This is a genomic window from Lacisediminihabitans sp., from assembly GCF_036404185.1.
Lineage (GTDB): Bacteria > Actinomycetota > Actinomycetes > Actinomycetales > Microbacteriaceae > Lacisediminihabitans.
Genome location: NZ_DASWPB010000080.1, coordinates 23,830 through 43,976 on the forward strand (window position 1 = coordinate 23,830; position 20,147 = coordinate 43,976).

A 20,147-nucleotide genomic window follows, 5' to 3' on the forward strand; every position below is an offset into this window, starting at 1 on the left:
GGGCCATGGATCGGCCATTAGTTCTCGACGAACGGATTACCGTGCTCGATTCGGTCACATCTGCGGCATTGGGAAGCGCTCTGGATGCCCTGTCGCTGCGACAGCGCACCATCGCCGACAACATCGCCAACGTCAACACCCCCGGATACCACGCCAAGAGGGTCGTCTTCGAAGACGCCCTGGCGAAGTCGGTGGCGGGCGGCGACGGGCACGTCACGGGCCAGATCGCCCGGTCGCTCGAGCCGACCCAGCTCAATGGCAACAACGTCAATCTCGACACCGAGACCCTCTCCAACGTCGACACGGTGCTGCGATACCAGTTCGCCAGCCAGGCGGCGGGCAACGAGTTCGCCGCCGTCCGGGCAGCGATCAGGAGCAACTGATGACCTTCGACGCCATCGGCATCGCCGGCACCGGCCTGACCGTCGACCGCAAGTGGCTCGACGCGGTCTCCGACAACATCGCCAACATCAACACCGTGAAGTCCACCGACGGCGAGGCGTTCCGCGCGCGGTACGTCGTCGCCAAGGAGGGAGAGGGCAATTCCGGTGTCTACGTCGCCGGGACCGCCTACGGAAGCGCGGAGGGACGGGTCGTCTACGAGCCCGATCATCCGCTCGCCGACGCGGACGGCTACGTGCGCTATCCCGACATCGACCTCGCCTCGCAGATGGGACAGCTGATCATGGCGCAGCGCAGCTATCAGGCCAACGCGGCGGTCGTCGACCGTGCCAAGGAGAGCTACCAGGCCGCCCTGCAGATCGGACGCTCCTGATGACCATCTCGCCGATCTCGGCCGTGCAAGCGGCCATGAACACGGTGGCGGCTCCGAGCGCCACCGCCTCCACGGGGGACGCGGGTTTCGCCGCCCAACTCGGCGGCGCCGTCGACGACCTGCAGCAGCTGCAGTCGACCTCGAACGACCTGGCCATCAAGGCGGTCACCGGGAGCCTGGACGACATCCATGACGCGACCATCGCGGCGACCCGCGCCCAGGTGACTCTCGAGCTCGTCGCGGCCATCCGCGACAAGGGCGTCGACGCCTTCAACGAGATCATGCGGATGCAGGCCTGATGCCTCGGCAGATCGGCTCGATCCTGCGCAGGCTCGGGGCGGGCATCCGTGAGTTCACCGTCGCTCAGCGCACGGTGGCGATCATCGGCCTGGCCGTGCTGGTGCTCGGGACCGTCGCGCTCGTCAGCTGGATGGCCAGGCCGTCGTACTCCCCGCTGTTCTCGGGGGTGAGCGCCGCCGATGCCAACAGCATCGTCGAACAGCTGCGGACCGACGGCGTCCCCTATCAGCTCGGCGACGGCGGGGCCACGATCCTGGTTCCGGAGAAGGACGTCTACGACGAGAGGCTCAAGTCGGCCGCGGCCGGACTTCCCTCCTCCAGCACGGGCGGCTACTCGCTGCTCGACAAGATGGGGGTCACCGCCTCCGAGTTCCAGCAGTCGGTCACCTACAAGCGGGCCATCGAGGGCGAGCTGGCCTCCACCATCGAGGCGATGAAGGGGGTCAAGACGGCCGCCGTGCAGCTGGCGATCCCCAAGGACACGGTCTTCGTGGAGACGAAGACCGACCCGACGGCATCCGTGTTCGTCGACGCCCAGAACGGCGTCACCCTCGACGACGATCAGGTCCAGGCCATCGTCCACCTCACCTCCGCGTCGGTCGACGGGATGAAGGCGGAGGACGTCGCCGTCATCGACTCGAAGGGCATCGTGCTCTCCGCGGCGGGAGCGGACCCGTCCGGCGGTGCGGACAAGCAGTCCTCCGAGTACGAGACGCGGGTGCGCACGGCCGTGCAGTCGATGCTCGACAAGGTCGCCGGTCCCGGCAATGCGACGGTCGTGGTGGCCGCCGATCTGAGCGGGGAGTCCGGTCAGAAGACGGAGGAGACCTACTCGACGCCGACCGATGCGCCGGCGATCAACGAATCGCTCAAGAGCGAGGTCTCCGGTACCGGCGGGGCGGATTCGTCGACCGGCGTTCTCGGCCCCGACAACATCGCGGTGCCCAGCGACGCGGCCACCGACGGCGCCTCGACCTCGCAGGAGGTCGTGAAGAACAACGCGGTCAACAAGACCACGCAGTCGACGACCATCCCGGCGGGCGAGATCAACCGGCAGACGGTGTCCGTGGCGCTCAACTCCGCGGTCGCCGGCGATCTCAACGTCACGAACATCGAGCGTCTCGTGGGCGCCGCCGCGGGCATCGACACCACGCGCGGGGACCAGCTCAGCGTGCAGGTGGTGCCGTTCAACCGGGCCGGAGCGCTGAACGCGGCCAAGGAGCTCGCCGCGGCGCAGTCCGCCGCCAACGCAGACAGGATCGCCTCGATCGTGCGGACCGGCATCTTCGTACTGGCGACGCTCATCCTGCTGCTGGTGCCGCTGATCGTCTTCGCCCGGCGTGCGCGTCGTGGCACGGAGGAGACCCTCGAGGACACCGAGTCCACCGAGCTCGCCGAGCTGCGGGCCATGCTCAACGGTCAGACGGTGCCGATGGCGCTGCCCGAGCCGCCGGCACCCCAGCCCATGGTCTACACCCAGCTCGTTCCCGAGAACGGCGACGCCGATCGACAGCGGGCGGAGATCGACGCCCTCGCGACGAAGGATCCGAAGCGCACCGCCGAGTTCCTGCGCGGCCTCATGGACGAGAGACAGTCGGTATGAACGACGCGGTGACGCTCACCGGCACCCAGAAGGTGGCCGTCGTCCTGATGAACATGGACCAGGCCCGCGCGGCGGACGTCATGAAACAGTTCACCGACGCGGAGGCGGAGGAGATCGCGGCGGAGATCATCCGCCTGCGTCGGGTCGACCGGGTCGTCTCCGACGGCGCCATCCGCGAGTTCCACGAGCTCGTCACGGCGGGCGGACGCAACTCCCACGGGGGCAAGGAGTTCGCCGCGGGTCTCCTGGAGGCGTCGTTCGGCTCCGAACGGGCGGCCAGCGTGATGAACCGGGTGGCCTCCTCGATGGCGGGCAAGGCCTTCGAGTTCCTCGACACCGCGGAGCCAGGACAGCTCATGGCGCTGCTCGATGGCGAGCTGCCGCAGACCATCGCCCTGGTCCTCGCCCATCTGAGGCCGGAGCACGCCTCGCCGGTGCTCGCCGGGCTCGACGACTCGCTGCGCACCGACGTGGCGCAGTGCATCGGGACCATGGGGACGGCGACGCCGGAGGCGGTCAGGATGGTCGCCGACACCCTCAAGGTGCGCGCGGGAGCCGTCGTCACCTCGCGCGACGCCGACGCGGTCGTCGGCGGTGTGCAGCCGCTCGTCGAGATCATCAACCGCGCCGACGTCTCGACCGAGCACGCGGTGCTCGACGGTCTGGACAGCCGCGACCCCCAGCTGGCGGAGGACGTCCGTTCGCGGATGCTCACCTTCGCCGACCTGGTCAAGCTCGACCGCCGCGACGTCCAGCTGGTGCTCAGGGGGATCGACGCGAGCGTGCTCGCCATGGCCATGAAGGGGTCTCCGGATGCGGTGATCGAGGTCATCCGTGCGAACATCTCCGAGCGCAACCGCGAGATCCTCGAGGAGGAGATCGACGTGCTCGGTCCCGTGCGGATGCGGCAGATCGAGGAGGCGAGGGCGGAGATCGTCCGCGCCGTCAGGGATCTCGAGGCCGAGGGTGTCATCACGGTCCAGCGGGGGGACGACGACGAATATGTCAGTTGAGGCCACCTTCTCGGAGATGCACTTCCCGATGCTGCACAGCACGCACGATGCGGCCAGGGAGGCCGAGGCGCGGGCATCCGGACACGCCGCCGGTTACGCGGCCGGCCTGCGGCGCGCCGAGACGGAACTGACCGAGCGCGCGGCGCGGCTGGAGGCGGACTACCAGGAGGCCAGCGGGCGGGCGCTGGCCAGGCTCGATCGGGCGGTGGAGGTGCTCGCCGCCTCCGCGCGTGCCGTGGCGGCGAGTGTCGTCCCCGTGATCGCCCAGGCACAGGATGTCCTCGCCGACTCCGCCCTCGAGCTCGCCGAGGCGATCGTCGGCGTCGAGCTCTCCGATGCGCCGAGATCCGCCGCGGCGGCCGTGAGGCGAGCCCTCGGCACCGTCGACCCGGCCCTCGTGCAGACCGTGCGGCTCAACCCGGACGATCTCGAGACACTGGACGCCGCGTGGGTCGCCGCCGCAGGGGTGGTCTTCACCGGCGATCCGGAGCTCGCCCGCGGCGACGCCATCAGCGAGCTCGAGGTGGGCTACCTGGACGCCCGCGTCTCCTCTGCGCTCGCTCGCGCGCGCGCCGCGATCGGGGGAGAGGCATCGTGACCCTCCTCCTCGGACCCCGGTTCCCGACGGCGCTGGCGACCGCCCGGCCGGAACGGGTCGGTGTCGTCTCGTCCATCGTCGGACTGGGGCTCGAGGTCGCCGGCCTCGACCTCGCGATCGGGGAGCTCGTCACGGTCGGCGACACGACGACGGTGGATGCCGTGGTGATCGCGGCGACCTCGGCGGGCATCCGCTGCATGCCGCTCGGGCGGACCACCGGCATCCGGGCCGGGGCGCCGGCCAGGCGGAAGCGGACTCCGGCGCTCGTGCCGACCGGCCCCGCCCTGTTCGGGCGGGTCGTCGACGGTCTCGGGAGGCCCATCGACGGCAAGGGGCCGCTGCATGCCGCCGCCATGGTCGAGCTCGAGGGGGAGAGTCCGTCGGCCATGAACCGCGCCAGGATCGACACGCCGCTGGAGACCGGCGTGCGGGTGCTCGACACCCTGGCCACCCTCGGCAGGGGGCAGCGGCTCGGCCTGTTCGCCGGCTCGGGCGTCGGCAAGTCGTCGCTCCTGTCCATGGTGGCCAGGGGCACCGACGCCCAGGTGTCGGTCATCGCGCTCGTCGGGGAACGCGGTCGCGAGGTCAGGGAGTTCCTCGAGGACGACCTGGGCCAGGAGGGACTCGCGCGATCGGTCGTCGTCGTCTCGACCTCCGACGAGCCGGCCATGATGCGCCTGCGCGCGGCATCCCTCGCCACCAGGATCGCCGAGTCGTTCCGCGACGACGGTGCTGACGTGATCCTCATGATGGACTCGCTGACCAGGGTCGCCATGGCCCAGCGCGAGATCGGGCTGTCCGCCGGCGAGCCCCCGGCGACCCGGGGATACCCGCCGTCGACCTTCTCGCTGCTCGCCCGGCTGCTGGAGCGCGCGGGAACCGCCGAGGTGGGCTCCGTGACGGGCATCTACACGGTTCTCGTCGACGGCGACGACCACAACGAGCCGATCGCCGACGCGGCGCGATCCTTCCTCGACGGGCACGTCGTCCTCGACCGGAAGCTCGCGGTGGCCGGCCACTTCCCGGCGATCGACGTGCTCGGATCCATCTCCAGGGTCGCCTCCCGGGTGAACGGACCGGAGCGGATGCGTCTCGCCGCGGTGCTGCGCAGAACCCTCGCCGCCCGCCGCGCGGCGCAGGACCTGCTGGATGTCGGCGCCTATCAGTCCGGCGCCAATCCTCTTGTCGACGCGGCCGTCGAGCACGAAGAGGCCATCAACGCCTTCCTCCAGCAGCGTATGGACGACCAGACGCCTGCCACGGAGTCCTGGGAACGCCTGGCCGGTCTCGCCACCGCCCTGGGGGGTGTGTGATGGCCAGGCCATTCCCCCTCGCGGCGCTGCTGCGGCTGCGGCAGATCCAGCGGGATCAGGCCGCGAGCGACTTCGCGGTCGCCGACGCCCGATACCGGGAGACCACGGCGCGGGAGCGGCAGGCGCGCACCGCCCTCGGGGCGACCTCGGCCGAGGTGGTGGACACGAGCACCCTCATCGCGGTCGCGGCCTCGCGGGCCGCCGCGCGAAGCACGCTCGCGGAGCTGACCGCGCTCGACGGTGTCCAGCTCGAGCGCCGGGAGAAGACCGCCGCGGAGTTCGCGGCCGCGAGATCGAGATCCATCGGGCTGGAGAAGCTCGAGCAGCGTCACATCGAGACGGTCGCGAGCGGGGAACTCCTCGCCGAGCAGGCCGCGCTCGACGAGGTCGCATCGACCGGGTGGCAGAGGCGGACGGGGGAGGGCGCACGATGACGCTCATCGGCCTGCTCGGCGGACGGGCGACCCCGCCCTCCTTCGGAGCGGCATCGACGGGGCGCGGGACCGCCGCTGGCTTCGGCGCCGCCCTCGCCGCCGCGCTGCCTCCGGAGACCCAGCTCTTCGCCGTGGCCGCCGCCCAGGTCGAGGCCTTCGCGGAGGCCGGCGCGGCGCTGCCCGCGGACGGTCAGGGCATCGACTCGACCGGGGCGCCCGCGCCGGCGACGACCCAGGGGGCGACATCGACCGACGTCTCGCCCGAGGATTCCGCCGATCCGGCCGATCCGGATGCGTCGGCGCTCGCCGCGCTCCTCCTGATGACGCCGGTTCCCGCGGCACCCCAGCCGCCGGTCGCTCCACCGCCGACCGGCGCATCCGTCGATCCTTTGTTCTCGGCGTCTCCGACGGCGGCCGCCGCGACCCTCCCGCCCGCTGGCCCGATCGCGGGCGCCGATCCGACGGGCGGCGATCTCGTGCCGGGAACGCCGTCGACCACCTCGCCGACCATCCCGTCGACGACGGGCGCGGGGTCCGCGCCCGTCCCGCCTCCCTGGGCTCCTCCCGCGGCCGCCATTCCGGCGGCCGGCCCTCTCCCCACCCCGGCTCAGCGGGCGCCGGCCCAGCAGACGACGATCCAGCAAACGGCGGCTCAGCAGCCCGTGGTGCAGCAGCCGACGATCGGGCAGCCCGCGCAGTCTGCCGAGGTGTCCTCGGCGGCGTCGGCGGTGGTGAGGCCACCGAGGGCTCACGGCGACGAGACGGCCCCCTCGATCCCCGCCACGATGGCGGTCGGCTCCACGACGGTCACCGCGCCGCCCGGACGGACGGAGCGCCCGACGACGGTCGCGGAGAACCCGCCGCTGGTGGCCCAGCTGGCCAAGCCGATCTTCACGCTGTCGAGCGCGGCCGGCGGAGAGCACACGCTCACGGTGAAGGTCGTCCCGGAGAACCTCGGCCCCGTGACCGTGCGGGCGCACATCGGGCCGGACGGTCTGCGGGTCGAGCTGTTCGCCCCGAGCGACCTCGGACGGGAGAGCCTCCGCTCGATCCTCCCCGACCTCAGACGCGACCTCGCCGACCAGGGATTGCCGGCGACCCTCGACCTGTCCTCGCAGAACCAGCCATCCGACCGCGGCGGCGACGGCGCGGCGCGGGAACGCATCCAGCCGGAGCGAGCGGAGCCGCACGCCCCGATCCTCGGGGGAATCACCCCGGCGGACCCGGTCGCCGGCCGGATGCCGGCGGGCGACGACTCCGCCCTCGACGTGATCGTCTGAAAGTAAAGGAAACGAGTATGACCGACCCCATCTCATCCGCCTCGTCGACCGGCCTCTACACGACCACGACGACGCGCACTCCCAAGCAGACCATGGACTCCGAGGTCTTCATGCAGCTCCTCGTCACCCAGCTGCGCAACCAGGACCCCAGCTCGCCCATGGACACCAACCAGATGATCTCGCAGACCACCCAGCTGTCGATGATGGAGGCGATGACGGAGCTCTCGGCGACGAGCACGGAGGACTTCTCCCTGCAGATGCGCATCGCCGCGGCCGGCATCGTCGGCAAGCAGGTGAGCTATCTGGACAAGGACGGGAAGTCCGTCACCGGCACCGCCAGCAGCGTCTCGTTCGCCGGCGCCGTCCCTCAGGTCACCGTCGGCGGCGTGGACGTCGCCCTCGATCTCATCTCCGGCATCACCGCATAGTCGGCCTCACCAGCACCGCTCACTCGTCACACAAAGAAAGGCAGCTCCCATGCTCCGCTCGCTCTACTCCGGCATCTCCGGGCTTCGCTCGCACCAGACCATGCTCGACGTCACCGGCAACAACATCGCCAACGTGAACACCACGGCGTTCAAGGCGTCCGCCGTGCAATTCCAGGACACCCTCTCGCAGCTGTTTTCGGGTTCCGGCGGCGCCCAGGACGGGGTCGGCGGCACCAACCCGGCCCAGGTCGGCCTCGGGGTCAGGGTCGCCGGCATCTCCACCAACTTCGCCCAGGGCTCCGCGCAGTCGACCGGCCGGGCATCCGACCTGATGATCTCGGGCGACGGCTTCTTCGTCACCCGATCCGGCGACCAGACCCAGTACACCAGGGCGGGCACGTTCGACTTCGACGGCGCCGGCAACCTGGTCGCTCCGGACGGCTCGATCGTGCAGGGCTGGTCCGCGACGGACGGCGTGATCAACGAGAGCGGCCCGCTCAGCAACATCGTGCTGCCGCGCGGGGTCATCGCTCCGGCCGTCACCACCACCTCCGCGACCTTCACCGGCAATCTGCCCCAGGAGGCCGCGGTCGGCACCGCGCTCGTCCGGGACGTCCCGGCGTACGACTCCACCGGAACATCCCGCACCGTCACTCTCACCTTCACCCGCACCGCCACCGGCTGGGACGTCGCGGGCGCCGATCCGGCGGGTCCGACGGGCACCACGGCCCTCGCATTCACCGACGGGGCCCTCACCACCGGCGGGACGTTGACGGTCGGCGGCATCGCGGTGGACCTCAGCAAGCTCACGGGCTACTCGGATCTGACCACGGTCGCCGTCTCCGACCAGAACGGCCGCGCCGCCGGGACCCTGCAGTCCTACGCGCTGTCCGCCGACGGCACCCTCGTCGGCTCGTTCAGCAACGGCACCTCCCAGGCGCTCGGTCGGGTCGTCCTCGCGACCTTCCCCAACCCCGGTGGGCTGGAGAAGGCGGGCTCGTCGTCCTACGTCGCGACCTTCAACTCCGGTGATGTGCAGATCGGTGCGCCGGGATCGGGAAGCCTCGGCAAGCTCACCAGCGGGTCGCTCGAGATGTCCAACGTCGATCTCTCCCAGGAGTTCACCAACCTCATCGTCGCGCAGCGCGGCTTCCAGGCGAACGCCCGCATCATCACCACCTCGGACGAGATGCTGGAGGAGCTGACGAACCTCAAGCGCTGACCCGGAAAAGCCGACCGACCAACGTCATTCCTATGATTGCGGTGTGGGGATGAGTCTGGTGAGCGCGCACCGCGGGGAATACGGGCTCATGCCTGCCGTCCTGGCCGCGATCGCACTGGGCCTCGGCTTTCTGTGCGGCGTTCTCTATCTGATCCTGTTCTCCGGGCAACAGAGCCACACGCTCGTGAGCTTCTTCGCGCTCGGCGCGGAGGTGTTTGCGGGACTCCTCGGCGCGTTTGTTGGTGGAGTGGCCGCGGGCGGGGCCGCGTTGGGCCACTACGTCATGAGCCGGCTTGGCCGCGGGTCGGTGCTTTCTCGCAGCCTCGGTGTGGCGCTCGGTTCCGGGCTGGTGGTCGTCCTGGTCCTCGATCTCGTGCTTCTGCCGGGGTCGATCGGCGCCGGCGGGGAGGGCAGCTCCCCGTCGTTTCTCGAATTTGACTCCGTGGCCTTCGTCATCGTTGCGGGAACCAGCGCGCTCGCTTTTGGTCTTGGCCTTGCGTGGAGGAGGACACACCCGAAGGCGGCGGCGCCGGCCACCTGACGCCGATGTCTGTCAGGGATTGCCCTCACGGCCCTGTTCGCCGCGCGTCGTCTCTCGCGACCACCCGCTGCCGTCCAGGTCATAGACGATCCGGGTATGCCTGCGGTCGGGAGAGCCCTGCCAGAACTCGATCCGGGTCGGTTGGATCCGCCACAGCACCCAGTCTCCCGCCGCTATCGTCGCCCGGGCCGCGGGTGAACGAGCTGCCAGATCGGCATCGCTCTCCGCCCGGGACGCCTCCTCTACGGGGCCACGCACCCGCACCGCGCGAGCGAGCGGCTGCCACCAGAAATTCAGCGCGGCGGCAGGATGCGATACGAGCTGCCCGCCCTTCCGGGAAGAGCGTTGACCCGCGACAGCCCATCCCCGTTCGCTCACGTCTTTGAGGAGGAGGGTGCGCGCGTCCGGCAGGCCGTCGGCGTCCACCGTGGCGAGGGTGGTGGCCTGCGGTTCGGGAACCTGCGCGCGCGCGGCGTCACCGATCCAGGTCAGAAACAACTCGACGGGATCGTCCGGTAGTGCCCCAAGGTCGAGCCGTGGCGGTGTGCCGAGAAGGGATGGCTGTGCTCGGAGCCAGTCGGCGACAGTGCTTGCGTCCATGCCGTCATCATGCCGCCGCCCCGTCCTGACGATCCGAGACACGCCAAGGGCGGGCTACGACCGCGAGGCCTTGCGCCCAGATGCCTTACCGGCCGAGCCCGGCTGCCGATAGTCCCCCGTAGCGGTCCAGGACGGGCCGATTCGGCTCAGCAGGGATGCGCTCATGATCGTTCTCACACGACTGAACGACAGTCAGTTCGCGATCAACCCCGACCTGATCGAGCGCATCCACTCCAATCCGGACACGACGCTCGTGATGGTGGACGGCGCCAAGTACATCGTCACCGAGTCGATGGCCGAGGTGATCGATCGGATCAGCCGTTATCGGGCGACCGTGATCGCCCTCACCAGGGAGATCTCGGAGAACGGCCCGGTTCCCGGTCCGCGGATCCTCGGCCTGGTCGACGATCCCCCGCACACGACTTCACCGCGACAGAGGAACGTCTGATGGATCCCGCGACCCTGATCGGCATGGCCATCGCCTTCGGCGCGCTCGTCGGCACGCTCGCGATGGAGGGCTCCACCATCTCGGCGATCCTGCTGCCCGCGCCGATGCTGCTCGTCTTCGTCGCGACCATCGCCGTCGGCATCGCGAGCGGGACCATCCGCGACCTGATGCTCGCGGTGAAGGCGCTTCCTCGCGCCTTCGTCGGGAAGCCCCCGAAGCCGCACGAGACCATCGACCAGGTCGTGGCGTTCGCGGAGAAGGCGCGTCGGGAGGGTCTGCTCTCGCTCGAGCAGGAGGCGGACAACGAGGCGGACCCCTTCCTCAAGAAGGCTCTGCAGAACATCGCGGACGGAACGGACGGCGAGGAGCTGCGCAACCTGCTCGAGGACGAGATCGCCACCCGCACGGCATCCGATCGTGTCGCGGGGAAGTTCTTCACGACCCTGGGCGGCTTCGCCCCGACCGTCGGGATCATCGGCACCGTCGTCTCGCTCACCCACGTGCTCGAGAACCTGTCGACGCCCGGCAAGCTCGGACCGCTCATCGCGGCCGCCTTCGTTGCGACCCTGTGGGGCCTGCTCTCCGCCAACTTCCTCTGGCTGCCGATCGGCTCGCGCCTGCGCAGGCTCTCCGACCTCGAGGCGCAGCGGATGACCCTGCTCATGGAGGGGGTGCTCGCCGTGCAGGCGGGCAGCCAACCGCGGCTGCTCGGCGAGCGGCTGCGTGCGATGGTGCCCGCGAACGCGCTGCCGAAGCTGTCGAAGGCCGCGTGATGGGGCCTCGACGCCGCCGGAGGGAGGACGACGAGGAGCCGGAGCGGGACGAGCGCTGGATGGCCTCGTACATGGACATGGTCACCGTGCTCATGTGCATGTTCATCGTGCTGTTCGCGATGTCGACGGTGGACGCGCATAAGTTCGACCAGCTGCGCAACTCCCTCGCCACCGGTTTCGGAGTCGAGGACGTCGGGAAGATCGACACCGCGAAGGGGACGGTCGTGCCGCCGAGCCAGGTCGACAAGGATGCGCAGGGCTTCGATCCGGGGGAGGCGGCGCTCGCGGAGGTGCAGACCCTCGAGGATCTGGAGCAGAGGCTGAGCGCCGCGCTCGCGGCCCAGGGGCTCGCCTCGAGCGTCCAGTATCAGGTCGACGAGCGGGGGCTCACCGTGCGGCTCGTCGACGGCCAGACCTTCTTCGAGACGAACAGCACCACCCTGGTCGGGATGGCGACCAGGGTGCTCGACACCATATCTCCCATCCTCGCCGCGACCCCGAACGACATCTCGGTGGAGGGGCACGCCGACTATCGGCAGTCCCAGGCGCCGTATCCCACCAACTGGGAGCTGTCGTCCGGCCGCGCCGTGCAGGTCCTGCGCCGCATGGTCGAGTTCGGCGGGGTCAGCGACCGGAAGATCGGCGCGGTCGGGTACGGGTCGTCGAGGCCGCTCACCGACGGGAGCAGCCCGGAGGCGCTCGCCCAGAATCGCCGGGTCGACATCGTGGTGCTGTCGAACGCGCCGGAGTCCGTGCGCGCGCTCATCCCGGACGTCGTCAGCGGGAAGCTCGTCGTCCCGCAGAAAAAAATCCTGGATTTCGTCTTACCGAAGGGACCGCCCAGCCGATAGTCCACTTCGTGACAGGTCTGGAACACACGGTGATCGGCGTGCCCGGGAGGACGGCCGCGACGATCGAGCGGTACGACTTCCGTCGGCCGACCACGCTCGCGCGTGAGCACGCCAGGGTGCTCGAGCTCGCGTTCGAGACCTTCGCGCGCCAGTGGGGCACCCAGCTCACGGCGAAGGTGCGCGTGGTCTCGCAGGTCGGCTGCGAGCAGGTCGTCATGCAGACCTACGACGAATACGCGGCGAGCCTGCCGCTCAGCACGGCCATGGTGCTCTGCACGATCGAGGGCTCCGAGGCGAAGGCCGTCATCCAGCTCCCCACGTCCGCGGCGCTCACCTGGGTGTCCTACATGCTCGGCAGCACCCACGCCCAGTTTCCTCCGGAGCGCAAGTTCACCCAGATCGAGCAGGCCCTGGTCCGCGGCCTCTTCGAGGACTCGCTCGACGACCTGCGGTATTCGCTCGGCTCCCTCCTGGTGGATGCGATCAGCGTCGACGCGATCCAGTACAACTCCCAGTTCGCCCAGGCTGCCGCGACCTCCGATCTCATGATCGTCGCGTCGTTCGCGATCCGGGTGGGCGACAGCTCGACGAACGCCACCCTCGCGCTTCCCGCCGAGGTGCTGCTCCGCCAGCTGGGCGAGCGGAACCCGACCAGCAGCACGGCGAACGCGGCCGGTCTCGTGACGGCCCAACTGGCCAGGGTGCCCGTCGACGTCGCCCTGCAGTTCGCGCCGGCGACCGTGCGCCCGGGGGAGGTCCTGGGGCTCGCCGTCGGAGACCTGCTGCGCATCCCCCATCCCCAGCATCGCCCGCTCGACGTCACCGTCGACGGCCAGTCCCTCGCTCGCGCGGCGGTCGGATCCAACGGATCCCGCCTCGCCTGCGTCATCGTCACCACCGAGGAGAACCAGTGAACGAGAACCGCGAATCCGAGATGCTGGCGGCCGCTGCGGACGCGCTCGCCGCCCTGCTGCCGAGCGCGGAGTCGCTGACGGCCGGTCCGCGACAGCGGCCCGCCGACGGGATCATCCCGCCCGACGAGGAGACGGTCTCCGCCGGCCTGTCGACCGCCGTCGTCGCCTCCTTCGTCGGCGAGGTCTCGGTCGACCTGGCCGTCGTGCTCGGCGACACGGAGACGATCCTGCCGGCCGCCGGGAGCGAGCCGTCTCAGGTCTCCCTGGCCGACGTCCTTCGACCAGCACTGAACGCCGCCGCGGCGGAGCTCGGGACGGGCGTGCTCGGCGAGGTCCGGGTGGAGGACGCCTCCGCCCTCTTCGACGACGAGGAGACGGCGATCTTCGCGCTGTCGACCGATGGCCGGGTGGCCGGATGGTTCGGCGCGCGCCTCCGCCGGAACGGCGTGGTCGCCGGGGCGCACCCGATCAGCCAGGAGGCGATGATCGGCAAGCTGGGGCGCATCAACAACGTCGAGATGACCCTCACCGTCGAGATCGGGCGGACGCGGATGGCCGTCAGGGACGTCCTCGCGCTGGAACCGGGGGCGGTGATCGAGCTCGACCGCTCCGCCGGCGCACCGGCCGATGTCCTGCTCAACGGCCGGATCATCGCCCACGGCGAGATCGTTGTGGTCGACCAGGACTACGCCGTGCGGATCACCAAGATCCTCGATGTCGCGGAGGGCCTCGTCTAGGTGGACACCATCTTCGTCGTTCTGCGGGTCATCCTCTCCCTGGCGGTCATCGTCGGGCTGCTCTGGATCGTGCAGCGGCGGGTCACGAGGGGGACGAAGGCGGGGCGTTCGGCGAAGCTCGTGAACGTCGTCACCAGGCAGGGCATCGCCCAGAAGGCCTCCGTCGTGGTCGTCGACGTCGAGGGCGTGCGCTACGTGCTCGGCGTCACCGAGCACTCGGTGACCGCGCTGAACATCGTGGGGCTCGCGCCCGATCCTCCCGAGGAACACGACGCAGGCGCCGGTGTCCGGGAGGACAGCGCCGCGGCCTTCGGTGCGATCCTCGAGGACACGAGGACCGGCCCCGCGCATCTGTCCGTCTCGCGGGCCGAGCTCAGGACGCGCCGGGCACCGACGGGCCCGCTCGACGGCTCGATCGTGTCGCCCGCCACCTGGAGACGTGCGGCCGCCGCCCTGCGTCAGGGGAGATGACGAACCTCATGCCCCTCCGGCTGCGATCGTTCTGGCGCTCTGCGACGATCGTCGGCCTCGTGCTCGGCGTCGTGCTCCTGTTCGTGGTGCTTCCGGCCTCGGTCGCACACGCGGCGGGTGTGCCGACGCCGACCCCCACCGACCCCGCGACGCCGAGCGACGGCTTCTCCGTGGACATCAACGGCCCGGACGGCAGCCCGTCGTCCGCGGTCGTCGCGCTGGTGGGCATCACCCTGCTGTCGGTCGCCCCGGCGCTGCTGCTCATGATGACCTCGTTCACCAAGATCTTCGTCGTGCTGGCGATGGCGAGGAACGCGCTCGGCCTGCAGTCCATCCCGCCGAACCAGGTCATCGCGGGACTCGCGCTCTTCCTCTCGCTGTTCATCATGTCGCCCGTGCTCAGCGACATCAACGTCCACGCCCTTCAGCCCTATCTCGCCGGGCACATCGACTTCACGGCGGCCGTCAACGCCGGCTCGGAGCCGCTCAGGCACTTCATGCTCGCCCACACCCGCCAGGAGGATCTCGCCCTGATGACGAGGGCGGCGGGTCAGGCCAACCCCAAGGACCCGTCCTCGGTGTCGCTGCTCACCCTGGTGCCCGCGTTCATGATCTCCGAACTGCGCGCGGCCTTCATCATCGGGTTCGTCATCTTCGTCCCCTTCCTCGTGATCGACCTCGTCGTCTCGGCCGCCCTCATGTCGATGGGCATGATGATGCTGCCACCGGTCATGATCTCGCTGCCGTTCAAGATCCTCCTGTTCGTCCTCGTCGACGGCTGGGGGCTCATCATCACCGCCCTCGTGACCAGCTATCGGGGGGGCTGATGGATCCCAGCGCCGTTCTCGACATCGGGCTGCAGGGGCTGCTGATCGCCGCCAAGCTGTCGGCGCCGATCCTCGTGACCGCCCTCGTGGTGGGCTTCGCCATCTCCCTCCTGCAGTCGATCACCCAGATCCAGGAGGTGACGCTGTCGTTCGTTCCCAAGGCGATCGCCGTCTGCCTCGCGCTGCTCATCTGCGGGCAATGGATGATCTCCGAGATGGTGACCTTCACCAACGCCCTGTTCGACAAGATCCCCTCGTTGCTCGGGGGTGGCTGAGGTGTCGTTCGCCCTGGACTTCTCGGCGATCGAGGCGGTGATGCTCGCTTCGGTGCGCATGGTGGCCTTCCTGGTGATCGCGCCGCCGTTCTCGCACAACGCCTTCCCGCTGCGCATCAAGGCCATGCTCGGGCTCGGGCTGGCGCTCGCCGTCGCCCCGAAGGTGACCGCGGGCTACGTCTCGCCGGACACCGGTGGATTCGTCGTCTCCCTGGTCCAGGAGATCGTCACGGGGGCGGTGCTCGGCTTCCTCGTCTCTCTCGTCTTCTCCGCCATCCAGTCCGCGGGCAACCTCATCGACCTGTTCGGCGGTTTCCAGCTCGCGCAGGCCTTCGATCCCCAGTCCATGGTCAACGGCGCCCAGTTCGCCCGGCTGTTCCAGATGACCGCCATCGCCCTGTTGTTCGCCTCCGACGGCTACCAGCTCGTGATCGGCGGGTTGACGCGGACCTTCACCGCCCTGCCCCTCGGCGGGGCGCTGCGGCTGGCCGAGCCGGTCCGCGCCCTCACCGACGCGCTCGGCCAGATGCTCGTGGCCGCGCTGCAGATCGCCGGCCCGCTCATCGTCGTGCTCTTCCTGGCGGATGCCGGTCTCGGTCTGGTCACCAGGGTCGCGCCCGCCCTCAACGCCTTCGCGCTCGGCTTCCCGCTCAAGATCCTCATTACTCTCACCCTCGGCTCCATCGTCTTCGTCGTGATGCCCCGGATCGTGGAGTCGGTCACCGGCAACTCGATCACCCAGCTGCTGGGGGTGGGCTAGGTGGCCGATTCCGGGGAGAAGACCGAGAAGGCCACCGAGAAGCGCCTCAAGGAGGTGCGCGGGAAGGGACAGCTCTCCCGCTCGCAGGACCTGACGGCGTGGGTGGGGGTCGGCGCCGCGGCCGTGATGATCCCCACGACGATCTCCGCGGGAACGGCCGCCGCCACGGCGCAGTTCCTCCGCATCGGCGACCTCGTGACCGACCCCGATCCGCAGGCGGCCGTGCGCCTGCTCGGAGACTCCCTGTCCTCGATCGGCTCGACGATGCTGCCGATGCTCGTGGCCGTGGCCGTCGCCGTTCTCGGGGCCGCCGCGCTGCAGGGCGGGATCCACTTCAGGAGGCTGAGCGGGAAATTCGACCAGTTCAATCCGCTCACGGGGCTCAAACGCACCTTCGGCATGGATGCGCTCTGGCAGGGCGCGAAGGCGCTGCTCAAGACGGTCGTGGTCGGGGTCGTGCTGTTCGCGGTCATCCAGGGCCTCATGCCGGTGCTGATGGAGGCGGGAGGCCTCCCCGCCTCCGAGCTCATCGCCGTCGCCGGCCGTGGGGCCGGCTCCCTGCTGGAGTCCGCGGTCGCGGCCGGGCTGGTGCTCGCCGCCCTCGACGTCTTCGTGGTCATGCGCCGCAACCGCAGCAAGACCCGGATGACGAAGAAGGAGGTCAAGGACGAGAACAAGAACTCGGAGGGCGACCCGCTCGTCAAGTCGCACCGCCGATCGCGTCAGCTGGCCATGAGCCGCAACCGGATGATGGCCGCCATCGCCGATGCCGACGTCGTCGTCGTCAACCCGACCCACTTCGCGATCGCGCTCCGGTACGAGCCGGGCAAGTCGGCCCCGCGGGTCGTCGCCAAGGGTGCGGGCACGGTCGCGGCCAGGATCCGCGAGCGCGCCGAGGCCGACCGGGTGCCGATCGTCAAGGACATCCCGCTCGCCAGGGCGCTCCATGCCGAGTGCGATCTCGGCCAGGAGATCCCCGTGGAGCTCTACAACGCCGTCGCCAAGGTGCTCGCCTTCGTCCTCGCCCTCAAGGCCCGCGGGGCGGCATCCGGCATCCACACCATGACGTCATTCACACCGGCATACGGAGGCACCTGATATGAAGAACCGCAACTTCGCGAAACTGGCCGTTCCCGTCGGCGTCGTGGGCATCGTGCTGCTCCTGGTGGTGCCCGTGCCGGCGTTCGTCCTCGACCTGCTCATCATCGTGAACATCCTGCTCGCGCTGGTGATCCTGCTCACCACGATGTTCGTGAAGAAACCACTGGACTTCTCCGTGTTCCCGTCGCTGCTGCTCGTGGCCACGCTGTTCCGGCTCGGGCTGAACGTGGCGTCGACCAGGCTCGTGCTCGGCCAGGGCTACGCGGGCGACGTCATCGGCGCCTTCGGCCACGTCGCGGTCGGCGGGTCGATCATCATCGGGGCGGTCATCTTCCTCATCCTCGTCGTCATCCAGTTCGTGGTGGTCACGAAGGGCGCCGAGCGGGTCGCCGAGGTCGGCGCCCGCTTCACCCTCGACGCGATGCCGGGCAAGCAGATGGCCATCGACGCCGACCTGAACGCCGGGCTCATCACCGACATCCAGGCCCGCGAGCGCCGGGTGGGCGTCTCGGCCGAGGCGGACTTCTATGGTGCGATGGACGGCGCATCCAAGTTCGTCAAGGGCGACGCGATCGCCGGCATCGTGATCATCCTCATCAACATCGTCGGCGGCATCGCCATCGGCATGATCCAGAACGGGCTGTCCATCGGGGACGCGGTGAACAAGTACACCCTGCTCACCATCGGGGACGGCCTGGTCTCGCAGATCCCCGCGCTGCTGATGGCCGTCTCCACCGGCATGATCGTGACCCGCTCCAACGCGGAGTCCGACATGGGCACGACCGCATCCACGCAGCTCACCCAGTCGCGCACCGCGCTCATCATCGCCGGCTGCGCGGCCCTGCTCATGGCCTTCATCCCGGGGATGCCCATCATCCCGTTCGCGATCGTGGGGATCGCCCTCATCGTGCTCGCGCAGCGGGTCAAGGCGAGGGCCGCCGTCGCCGCGCAGCGGGCGGAGCAGGAGACCGTCGCCGGGGGCGATCCGGCGCAGTCCGTCACGGCAGAGCAGCTCATGGACCAGATGCGCGTCCACGCCCTCGAGATCCTGCTCGCGTCCGATCTCGTGGACATCGTCTCCGACGCCTCCGACGACCTGCTCTCCCGGGTGCGCTCGCTGCGCCGCAAGATCGCCATGGATCTCGGCATCGTGGTCCCTCCCGTGCGGACCCGCGACAGCGTCGAGCTGCCCTCCGCGACCTACGTGATCAGGATCGCGGGGGTGGAGGCGGGCAGGGGCATCGCGCCGCGGGGACGGGTGCTCGCGCTGGGCGACGGTCTCGATTCGCTTCCTGGCGTCGAGACCGTCGAGCCGGTGTTCGGCCTCGCGGGCAAGTGGGTGCCGAGCGAGCTGCGTCACAGCGCGGAGATGACCGGTGCGACCGTGATCGATCGGGTCTCTGTCGTCGTCACGCACCTGTCGTCGATCGTCACGAACAACGCGGCGCGGCTGCTCACCAGAGAGGATGTCCGGGTGCTCACCGAGGGGGTGCGCGAGGTCAGCCCGGCGGCGGTGGAGGAGCTGGTCCCTGGCCTGCTCGGTCTCGCGGAGGTGCAGCGGGTGCTGCAGGGGCTGCTGCTCGAGAAGGTGCCCATCAACGACCTTCCCCGCATCTACGAGGCGCTGTCGTTGCGGGCCAAGGTCTCGCCGGAGCCGGAGGGGCTGATCGAGGCCGCCCGTCTCGCCCTCGGCCCCGCGCTCTCCTCGCGCCACCTCGACGACCGCACGCTCAGGGTCATCATGTTCGATCCCCTGCTCGAGCAGTCGATGCTCGAGGGGCTCCGTCCCTCCGAGCAGGGCACGCAGATCCTGCTGGGTCAGACGGAGCTCGAGGGGCTGCTCGGCTCGGTGCGCGATGTCGTCGCAACGGTCCAGGAGTCCGGACGGTCGGCGGTGCTGGTGTGCGCTCCCGCCCTGCGGCCCGCCGTCCGCCGCCTCGTCTCCTCGCAGCCGGACGGCCTGCCGGTGCTGTCCTACCAGGAGGTCACGTCGGCGAACGCGAACATCGAGACGGTGGGGGTGGTCCGGCGTGCCGAGTCGATTTCTGCTTGAGGGCCTCTCCGTGAAGGCGCTCGAGGCCCGGGTGATCGCGGAATACGGTCCGACCGCGACGATCGTCTCGATCACACCGGTCACCTCCGGCGGCCTCTGGGGATTCTTCGCCAAACGCCACTACGAGGCGACGGTCGATGTCCCCGACCACGGGGACGAGCAGCAGCGTCCCGGCCCGCCGATCTGGGGCGGCATCGGCCGCCTGCTCGACGGCGCCGACCGGGTCGAGGCGCTGTCGTTCGCGGACGACGTCCCGATCCTCTCGACCAGTTCCGTCGATTTCGACTCGATCATGGCGGAGCTCAGCTACCAGACCGCCGTGCCGGTCCCGGCCCCGGATCGGCCAACCGTCTCCCCCCGACCGCCCCTCCTGGGCCCCGGCGATCTGGTCGCGCTCGTCGGACTGGGCGACGACCCGGTGGACGTCACGAGGTCGATGGCGAAGGCATCCGGCCTGCGCTCGGTCGCGGTCGCGGGGGTCGCCGGCGGCCACGGGCTTCCCCGGCTGTCCGACCGGAGGGGGGTGCTCGCCGCGCGTGCGGCCGCGGTCGGGCGCGAGCAGAGCCTGCTCGTGGCCCTCGGGCTCCCGCGGTCGGGACTCGACGGGGAGGGCGTCCTCACGCTGCGACACCTCGAACCCGACCAGGTCTGGGTGGTCGTGGATGCCGGCCGCAAGCCGGAGGACACGGCCAGGTGGGTGCGCGCCGTCCAGGCGGTCGTGCCGATCGACGCCGTGGCGCTGATCGCCACCGAGTCCACGGCGACGCCGAGGACGGTGCACGACCTCGGCTTGCAGGTGGGCTGGACCGACGAGCTGTCGATAGGCTGAC

The 20,147-nt window shown here is 70.0% G+C and carries 25 protein-coding genes; 24 read left to right on the forward strand and 1 reads right to left on the reverse strand.

Going from position 1 to position 20,147, the window contains the following annotated elements:
- Positions 1 to 41: 41 nt before the first annotated feature.
- The 12 genes from VGC18_RS04785 to VGC18_RS04840 are packed head-to-tail and all read left to right on the forward strand — an operon-like array spanning position 42 to position 9,507.
- A complete protein-coding gene (locus tag VGC18_RS04785; protein WP_331094775.1) occupies positions 42 to 383 on the forward strand; it encodes a flagellar basal body rod protein FlgB in 342 nt (113 codons plus the stop codon).
- Positions 383 to 775 (forward strand): flagellar basal body rod protein FlgC, encoded by a 393-nt coding sequence (gene flgC, locus VGC18_RS04790; protein ID WP_331094777.1) that lies wholly within the window; start codon positions 383 to 385, stop codon positions 773 to 775. The genes VGC18_RS04785 and flgC overlap by 1 nt, the downstream gene beginning before the upstream one ends.
- Positions 775 to 1,074: a flagellar hook-basal body complex protein FliE gene (gene fliE / locus VGC18_RS04795; protein WP_331094779.1), complete on the forward strand. Its 300-nt coding sequence runs from the start codon at positions 775 to 777 to the stop codon at positions 1,072 to 1,074. The genes flgC and fliE overlap by 1 nt, the downstream gene beginning before the upstream one ends.
- Positions 1,074 to 2,678, forward strand: a complete 1,605-nt coding sequence (fliF, locus tag VGC18_RS04800; protein WP_331094781.1) for a flagellar basal-body MS-ring/collar protein FliF — start codon at positions 1,074 to 1,076, stop codon at positions 2,676 to 2,678. Before fliE ends, fliF begins: the two co-directional genes overlap by 1 nt.
- The gene (fliG, locus tag VGC18_RS04805) at positions 2,675 to 3,691 is read left to right on the forward strand and encodes a flagellar motor switch protein FliG (RefSeq protein WP_331094783.1); all 1,017 of its coding nucleotides are present in this window, start codon (positions 2,675 to 2,677) and stop codon (positions 3,689 to 3,691) included. Before fliF ends, fliG begins: the two co-directional genes overlap by 4 nt.
- Positions 3,681 to 4,289 (forward strand): FliH/SctL family protein, encoded by a 609-nt coding sequence (locus tag VGC18_RS04810; RefSeq protein ID WP_331094785.1) that lies wholly within the window; start codon positions 3,681 to 3,683, stop codon positions 4,287 to 4,289. The genes fliG and VGC18_RS04810 overlap by 11 nt, the downstream gene beginning before the upstream one ends.
- Positions 4,283 to 5,602: a FliI/YscN family ATPase gene (locus VGC18_RS04815; RefSeq protein ID WP_331094837.1), complete on the forward strand. Its 1,320-nt coding sequence runs from the start codon at positions 4,283 to 4,285 to the stop codon at positions 5,600 to 5,602. The genes VGC18_RS04810 and VGC18_RS04815 overlap by 7 nt, the downstream gene beginning before the upstream one ends.
- Positions 5,602 to 6,036 (forward strand): hypothetical protein, encoded by a 435-nt coding sequence (locus tag VGC18_RS04820; protein WP_331094787.1) that lies wholly within the window; start codon positions 5,602 to 5,604, stop codon positions 6,034 to 6,036. Before VGC18_RS04815 ends, VGC18_RS04820 begins: the two co-directional genes overlap by 1 nt.
- Positions 6,003 to 7,316: a flagellar hook-length control protein FliK gene (locus VGC18_RS04825; protein ID WP_331094789.1), complete on the forward strand. Its 1,314-nt coding sequence runs from the start codon at positions 6,003 to 6,005 to the stop codon at positions 7,314 to 7,316. The genes VGC18_RS04820 and VGC18_RS04825 overlap by 34 nt, the downstream gene beginning before the upstream one ends.
- A gap of 17 nt (positions 7,317 to 7,333) precedes the next feature.
- The gene (locus VGC18_RS04830; protein ID WP_331094792.1) at positions 7,334 to 7,744 is read left to right on the forward strand and encodes a flagellar hook capping FlgD N-terminal domain-containing protein; all 411 of its coding nucleotides are present in this window, start codon (positions 7,334 to 7,336) and stop codon (positions 7,742 to 7,744) included.
- Between the two features lie 49 nt (positions 7,745 to 7,793).
- A complete protein-coding gene (locus VGC18_RS04835; protein ID WP_331094794.1) occupies positions 7,794 to 8,966 on the forward strand; it encodes a flagellar hook protein FlgE in 1,173 nt (390 codons plus the stop codon).
- 58 nt (positions 8,967 to 9,024) lie between these two features.
- Positions 9,025 to 9,507: a hypothetical protein gene (locus VGC18_RS04840; protein WP_331094796.1), complete on the forward strand. Its 483-nt coding sequence runs from the start codon at positions 9,025 to 9,027 to the stop codon at positions 9,505 to 9,507.
- Between the two features lie 12 nt (positions 9,508 to 9,519).
- Here the strand turns inward: VGC18_RS04840 and VGC18_RS04845 are convergent, their stop codons facing one another.
- Positions 9,520 to 10,107 (reverse strand): pyridoxine/pyridoxamine 5'-phosphate oxidase, encoded by a 588-nt coding sequence (locus VGC18_RS04845; RefSeq protein WP_331094798.1) that lies wholly within the window; start codon positions 10,105 to 10,107, stop codon positions 9,520 to 9,522.
- A 163-nt stretch (positions 10,108 to 10,270) separates the two neighbouring features.
- On the opposite strand from VGC18_RS04845, the gene VGC18_RS04850 reads away from it, so the two are divergent.
- From VGC18_RS04850 to VGC18_RS04905, 12 genes are read left to right on the forward strand one after another with little or no spacing between them, the layout of a single operon-like run.
- Positions 10,271 to 10,555: a flagellar FlbD family protein gene (locus tag VGC18_RS04850; RefSeq protein WP_331094799.1), complete on the forward strand. Its 285-nt coding sequence runs from the start codon at positions 10,271 to 10,273 to the stop codon at positions 10,553 to 10,555.
- Positions 10,555 to 11,328, forward strand: a complete 774-nt coding sequence (locus VGC18_RS04855) for a motility protein A (RefSeq protein WP_331094801.1) — start codon at positions 10,555 to 10,557, stop codon at positions 11,326 to 11,328. The genes VGC18_RS04850 and VGC18_RS04855 overlap by 1 nt, the downstream gene beginning before the upstream one ends.
- Positions 11,328 to 12,179 (forward strand): flagellar motor protein MotB, encoded by an 852-nt coding sequence (locus VGC18_RS04860; RefSeq protein WP_331094803.1) that lies wholly within the window; start codon positions 11,328 to 11,330, stop codon positions 12,177 to 12,179. Before VGC18_RS04855 ends, VGC18_RS04860 begins: the two co-directional genes overlap by 1 nt.
- Positions 12,180 to 12,187: 8 nt before the next feature.
- Positions 12,188 to 13,093, forward strand: coding sequence for a flagellar motor switch protein FliM (locus VGC18_RS04865; protein ID WP_414672854.1), 906 nt, complete (start codon positions 12,188 to 12,190; stop codon positions 13,091 to 13,093).
- A 20-nt stretch (positions 13,094 to 13,113) separates the two neighbouring features.
- Positions 13,114 to 13,830 carry a flagellar motor switch protein FliN gene (gene fliN, locus VGC18_RS04870; RefSeq protein WP_414672855.1) on the forward strand — a complete coding sequence of 239 codons (717 nt, stop codon included), beginning with the start codon at positions 13,114 to 13,116 and terminating at the stop codon, positions 13,828 to 13,830.
- Entirely contained in the window at positions 13,831 to 14,301 is a 471-nt protein-coding gene (locus VGC18_RS04875; protein ID WP_331094807.1) for a flagellar biosynthetic protein FliO, read from the forward strand.
- A complete protein-coding gene (gene fliP / locus VGC18_RS04880; protein ID WP_331094809.1) occupies positions 14,298 to 15,128 on the forward strand; it encodes a flagellar type III secretion system pore protein FliP in 831 nt (276 codons plus the stop codon). The genes VGC18_RS04875 and fliP overlap by 4 nt, the downstream gene beginning before the upstream one ends.
- Positions 15,128 to 15,403: a flagellar biosynthesis protein FliQ gene (fliQ, locus tag VGC18_RS04885; protein ID WP_331094811.1), complete on the forward strand. Its 276-nt coding sequence runs from the start codon at positions 15,128 to 15,130 to the stop codon at positions 15,401 to 15,403. The genes fliP and fliQ overlap by 1 nt, the downstream gene beginning before the upstream one ends.
- Before the next feature lies 1 nt (position 15,404).
- Positions 15,405 to 16,163, forward strand: coding sequence for a flagellar biosynthetic protein FliR (locus VGC18_RS04890; RefSeq protein WP_331094843.1), 759 nt, complete (start codon positions 15,405 to 15,407; stop codon positions 16,161 to 16,163).
- The gene (locus tag VGC18_RS04895; RefSeq protein WP_331094813.1) at positions 16,164 to 17,261 is read left to right on the forward strand and encodes an EscU/YscU/HrcU family type III secretion system export apparatus switch protein; all 1,098 of its coding nucleotides are present in this window, start codon (positions 16,164 to 16,166) and stop codon (positions 17,259 to 17,261) included.
- A gap of 1 nt (position 17,262) precedes the next feature.
- Positions 17,263 to 19,317 (forward strand): flagellar biosynthesis protein FlhA, encoded by a 2,055-nt coding sequence (locus VGC18_RS04900; protein WP_331094815.1) that lies wholly within the window; start codon positions 17,263 to 17,265, stop codon positions 19,315 to 19,317.
- A complete protein-coding gene (locus VGC18_RS04905) occupies positions 19,295 to 20,146 on the forward strand; it encodes a hypothetical protein (RefSeq protein ID WP_331094817.1) in 852 nt (283 codons plus the stop codon). The genes VGC18_RS04900 and VGC18_RS04905 overlap by 23 nt, the downstream gene beginning before the upstream one ends.
- The last annotated feature ends 1 nt before the right edge of the window (position 20,147 follow it).

Bases quoted from the DNA above. Each gene is read 5' to 3' on its own strand.
- flgC (WP_331094777.1), top strand. From the start codon at position 383: ATGACCTTCGACGCCATCGGCATCGCCGGCACCGGCCTGACCGTCGAC.
- fliE (WP_331094779.1), top strand. From the start codon at position 775: ATGACCATCTCGCCGATCTCGGCCGTGCAAGCGGCCATGAACACGGTG.
- fliF (WP_331094781.1), top strand. From the start codon at position 1,074: ATGCCTCGGCAGATCGGCTCGATCCTGCGCAGGCTCGGGGCGGGCATC.
- fliG (WP_331094783.1), top strand. From the start codon at position 2,675: ATGAACGACGCGGTGACGCTCACCGGCACCCAGAAGGTGGCCGTCGTC.
- VGC18_RS04810 (WP_331094785.1), top strand. From the start codon at position 3,681: ATGTCAGTTGAGGCCACCTTCTCGGAGATGCACTTCCCGATGCTGCAC.
- VGC18_RS04820 (WP_331094787.1), top strand. From the start codon at position 5,602: ATGGCCAGGCCATTCCCCCTCGCGGCGCTGCTGCGGCTGCGGCAGATC.
- VGC18_RS04830 (WP_331094792.1), top strand. From the start codon at position 7,334: ATGACCGACCCCATCTCATCCGCCTCGTCGACCGGCCTCTACACGACC.
- VGC18_RS04835 (WP_331094794.1), top strand. From the start codon at position 7,794: ATGCTCCGCTCGCTCTACTCCGGCATCTCCGGGCTTCGCTCGCACCAG.
- VGC18_RS04845 (WP_331094798.1), bottom strand. From the start codon at position 10,107: ATGGACGCAAGCACTGTCGCCGACTGGCTCCGAGCACAGCCATCCCTT.
- VGC18_RS04850 (WP_331094799.1), top strand. From the start codon at position 10,271: ATGATCGTTCTCACACGACTGAACGACAGTCAGTTCGCGATCAACCCC.
- VGC18_RS04855 (WP_331094801.1), top strand. From the start codon at position 10,555: ATGGATCCCGCGACCCTGATCGGCATGGCCATCGCCTTCGGCGCGCTC.
- VGC18_RS04860 (WP_331094803.1), top strand. From the start codon at position 11,328: ATGGGGCCTCGACGCCGCCGGAGGGAGGACGACGAGGAGCCGGAGCGG.
- fliN (WP_414672855.1), top strand. From the start codon at position 13,114: ATGCTGGCGGCCGCTGCGGACGCGCTCGCCGCCCTGCTGCCGAGCGCG.
- fliP (WP_331094809.1), top strand. From the start codon at position 14,298: ATGACGAACCTCATGCCCCTCCGGCTGCGATCGTTCTGGCGCTCTGCG.
- fliQ (WP_331094811.1), top strand. From the start codon at position 15,128: ATGGATCCCAGCGCCGTTCTCGACATCGGGCTGCAGGGGCTGCTGATC.
- VGC18_RS04900 (WP_331094815.1), top strand. From the start codon at position 17,263: ATGAAGAACCGCAACTTCGCGAAACTGGCCGTTCCCGTCGGCGTCGTG.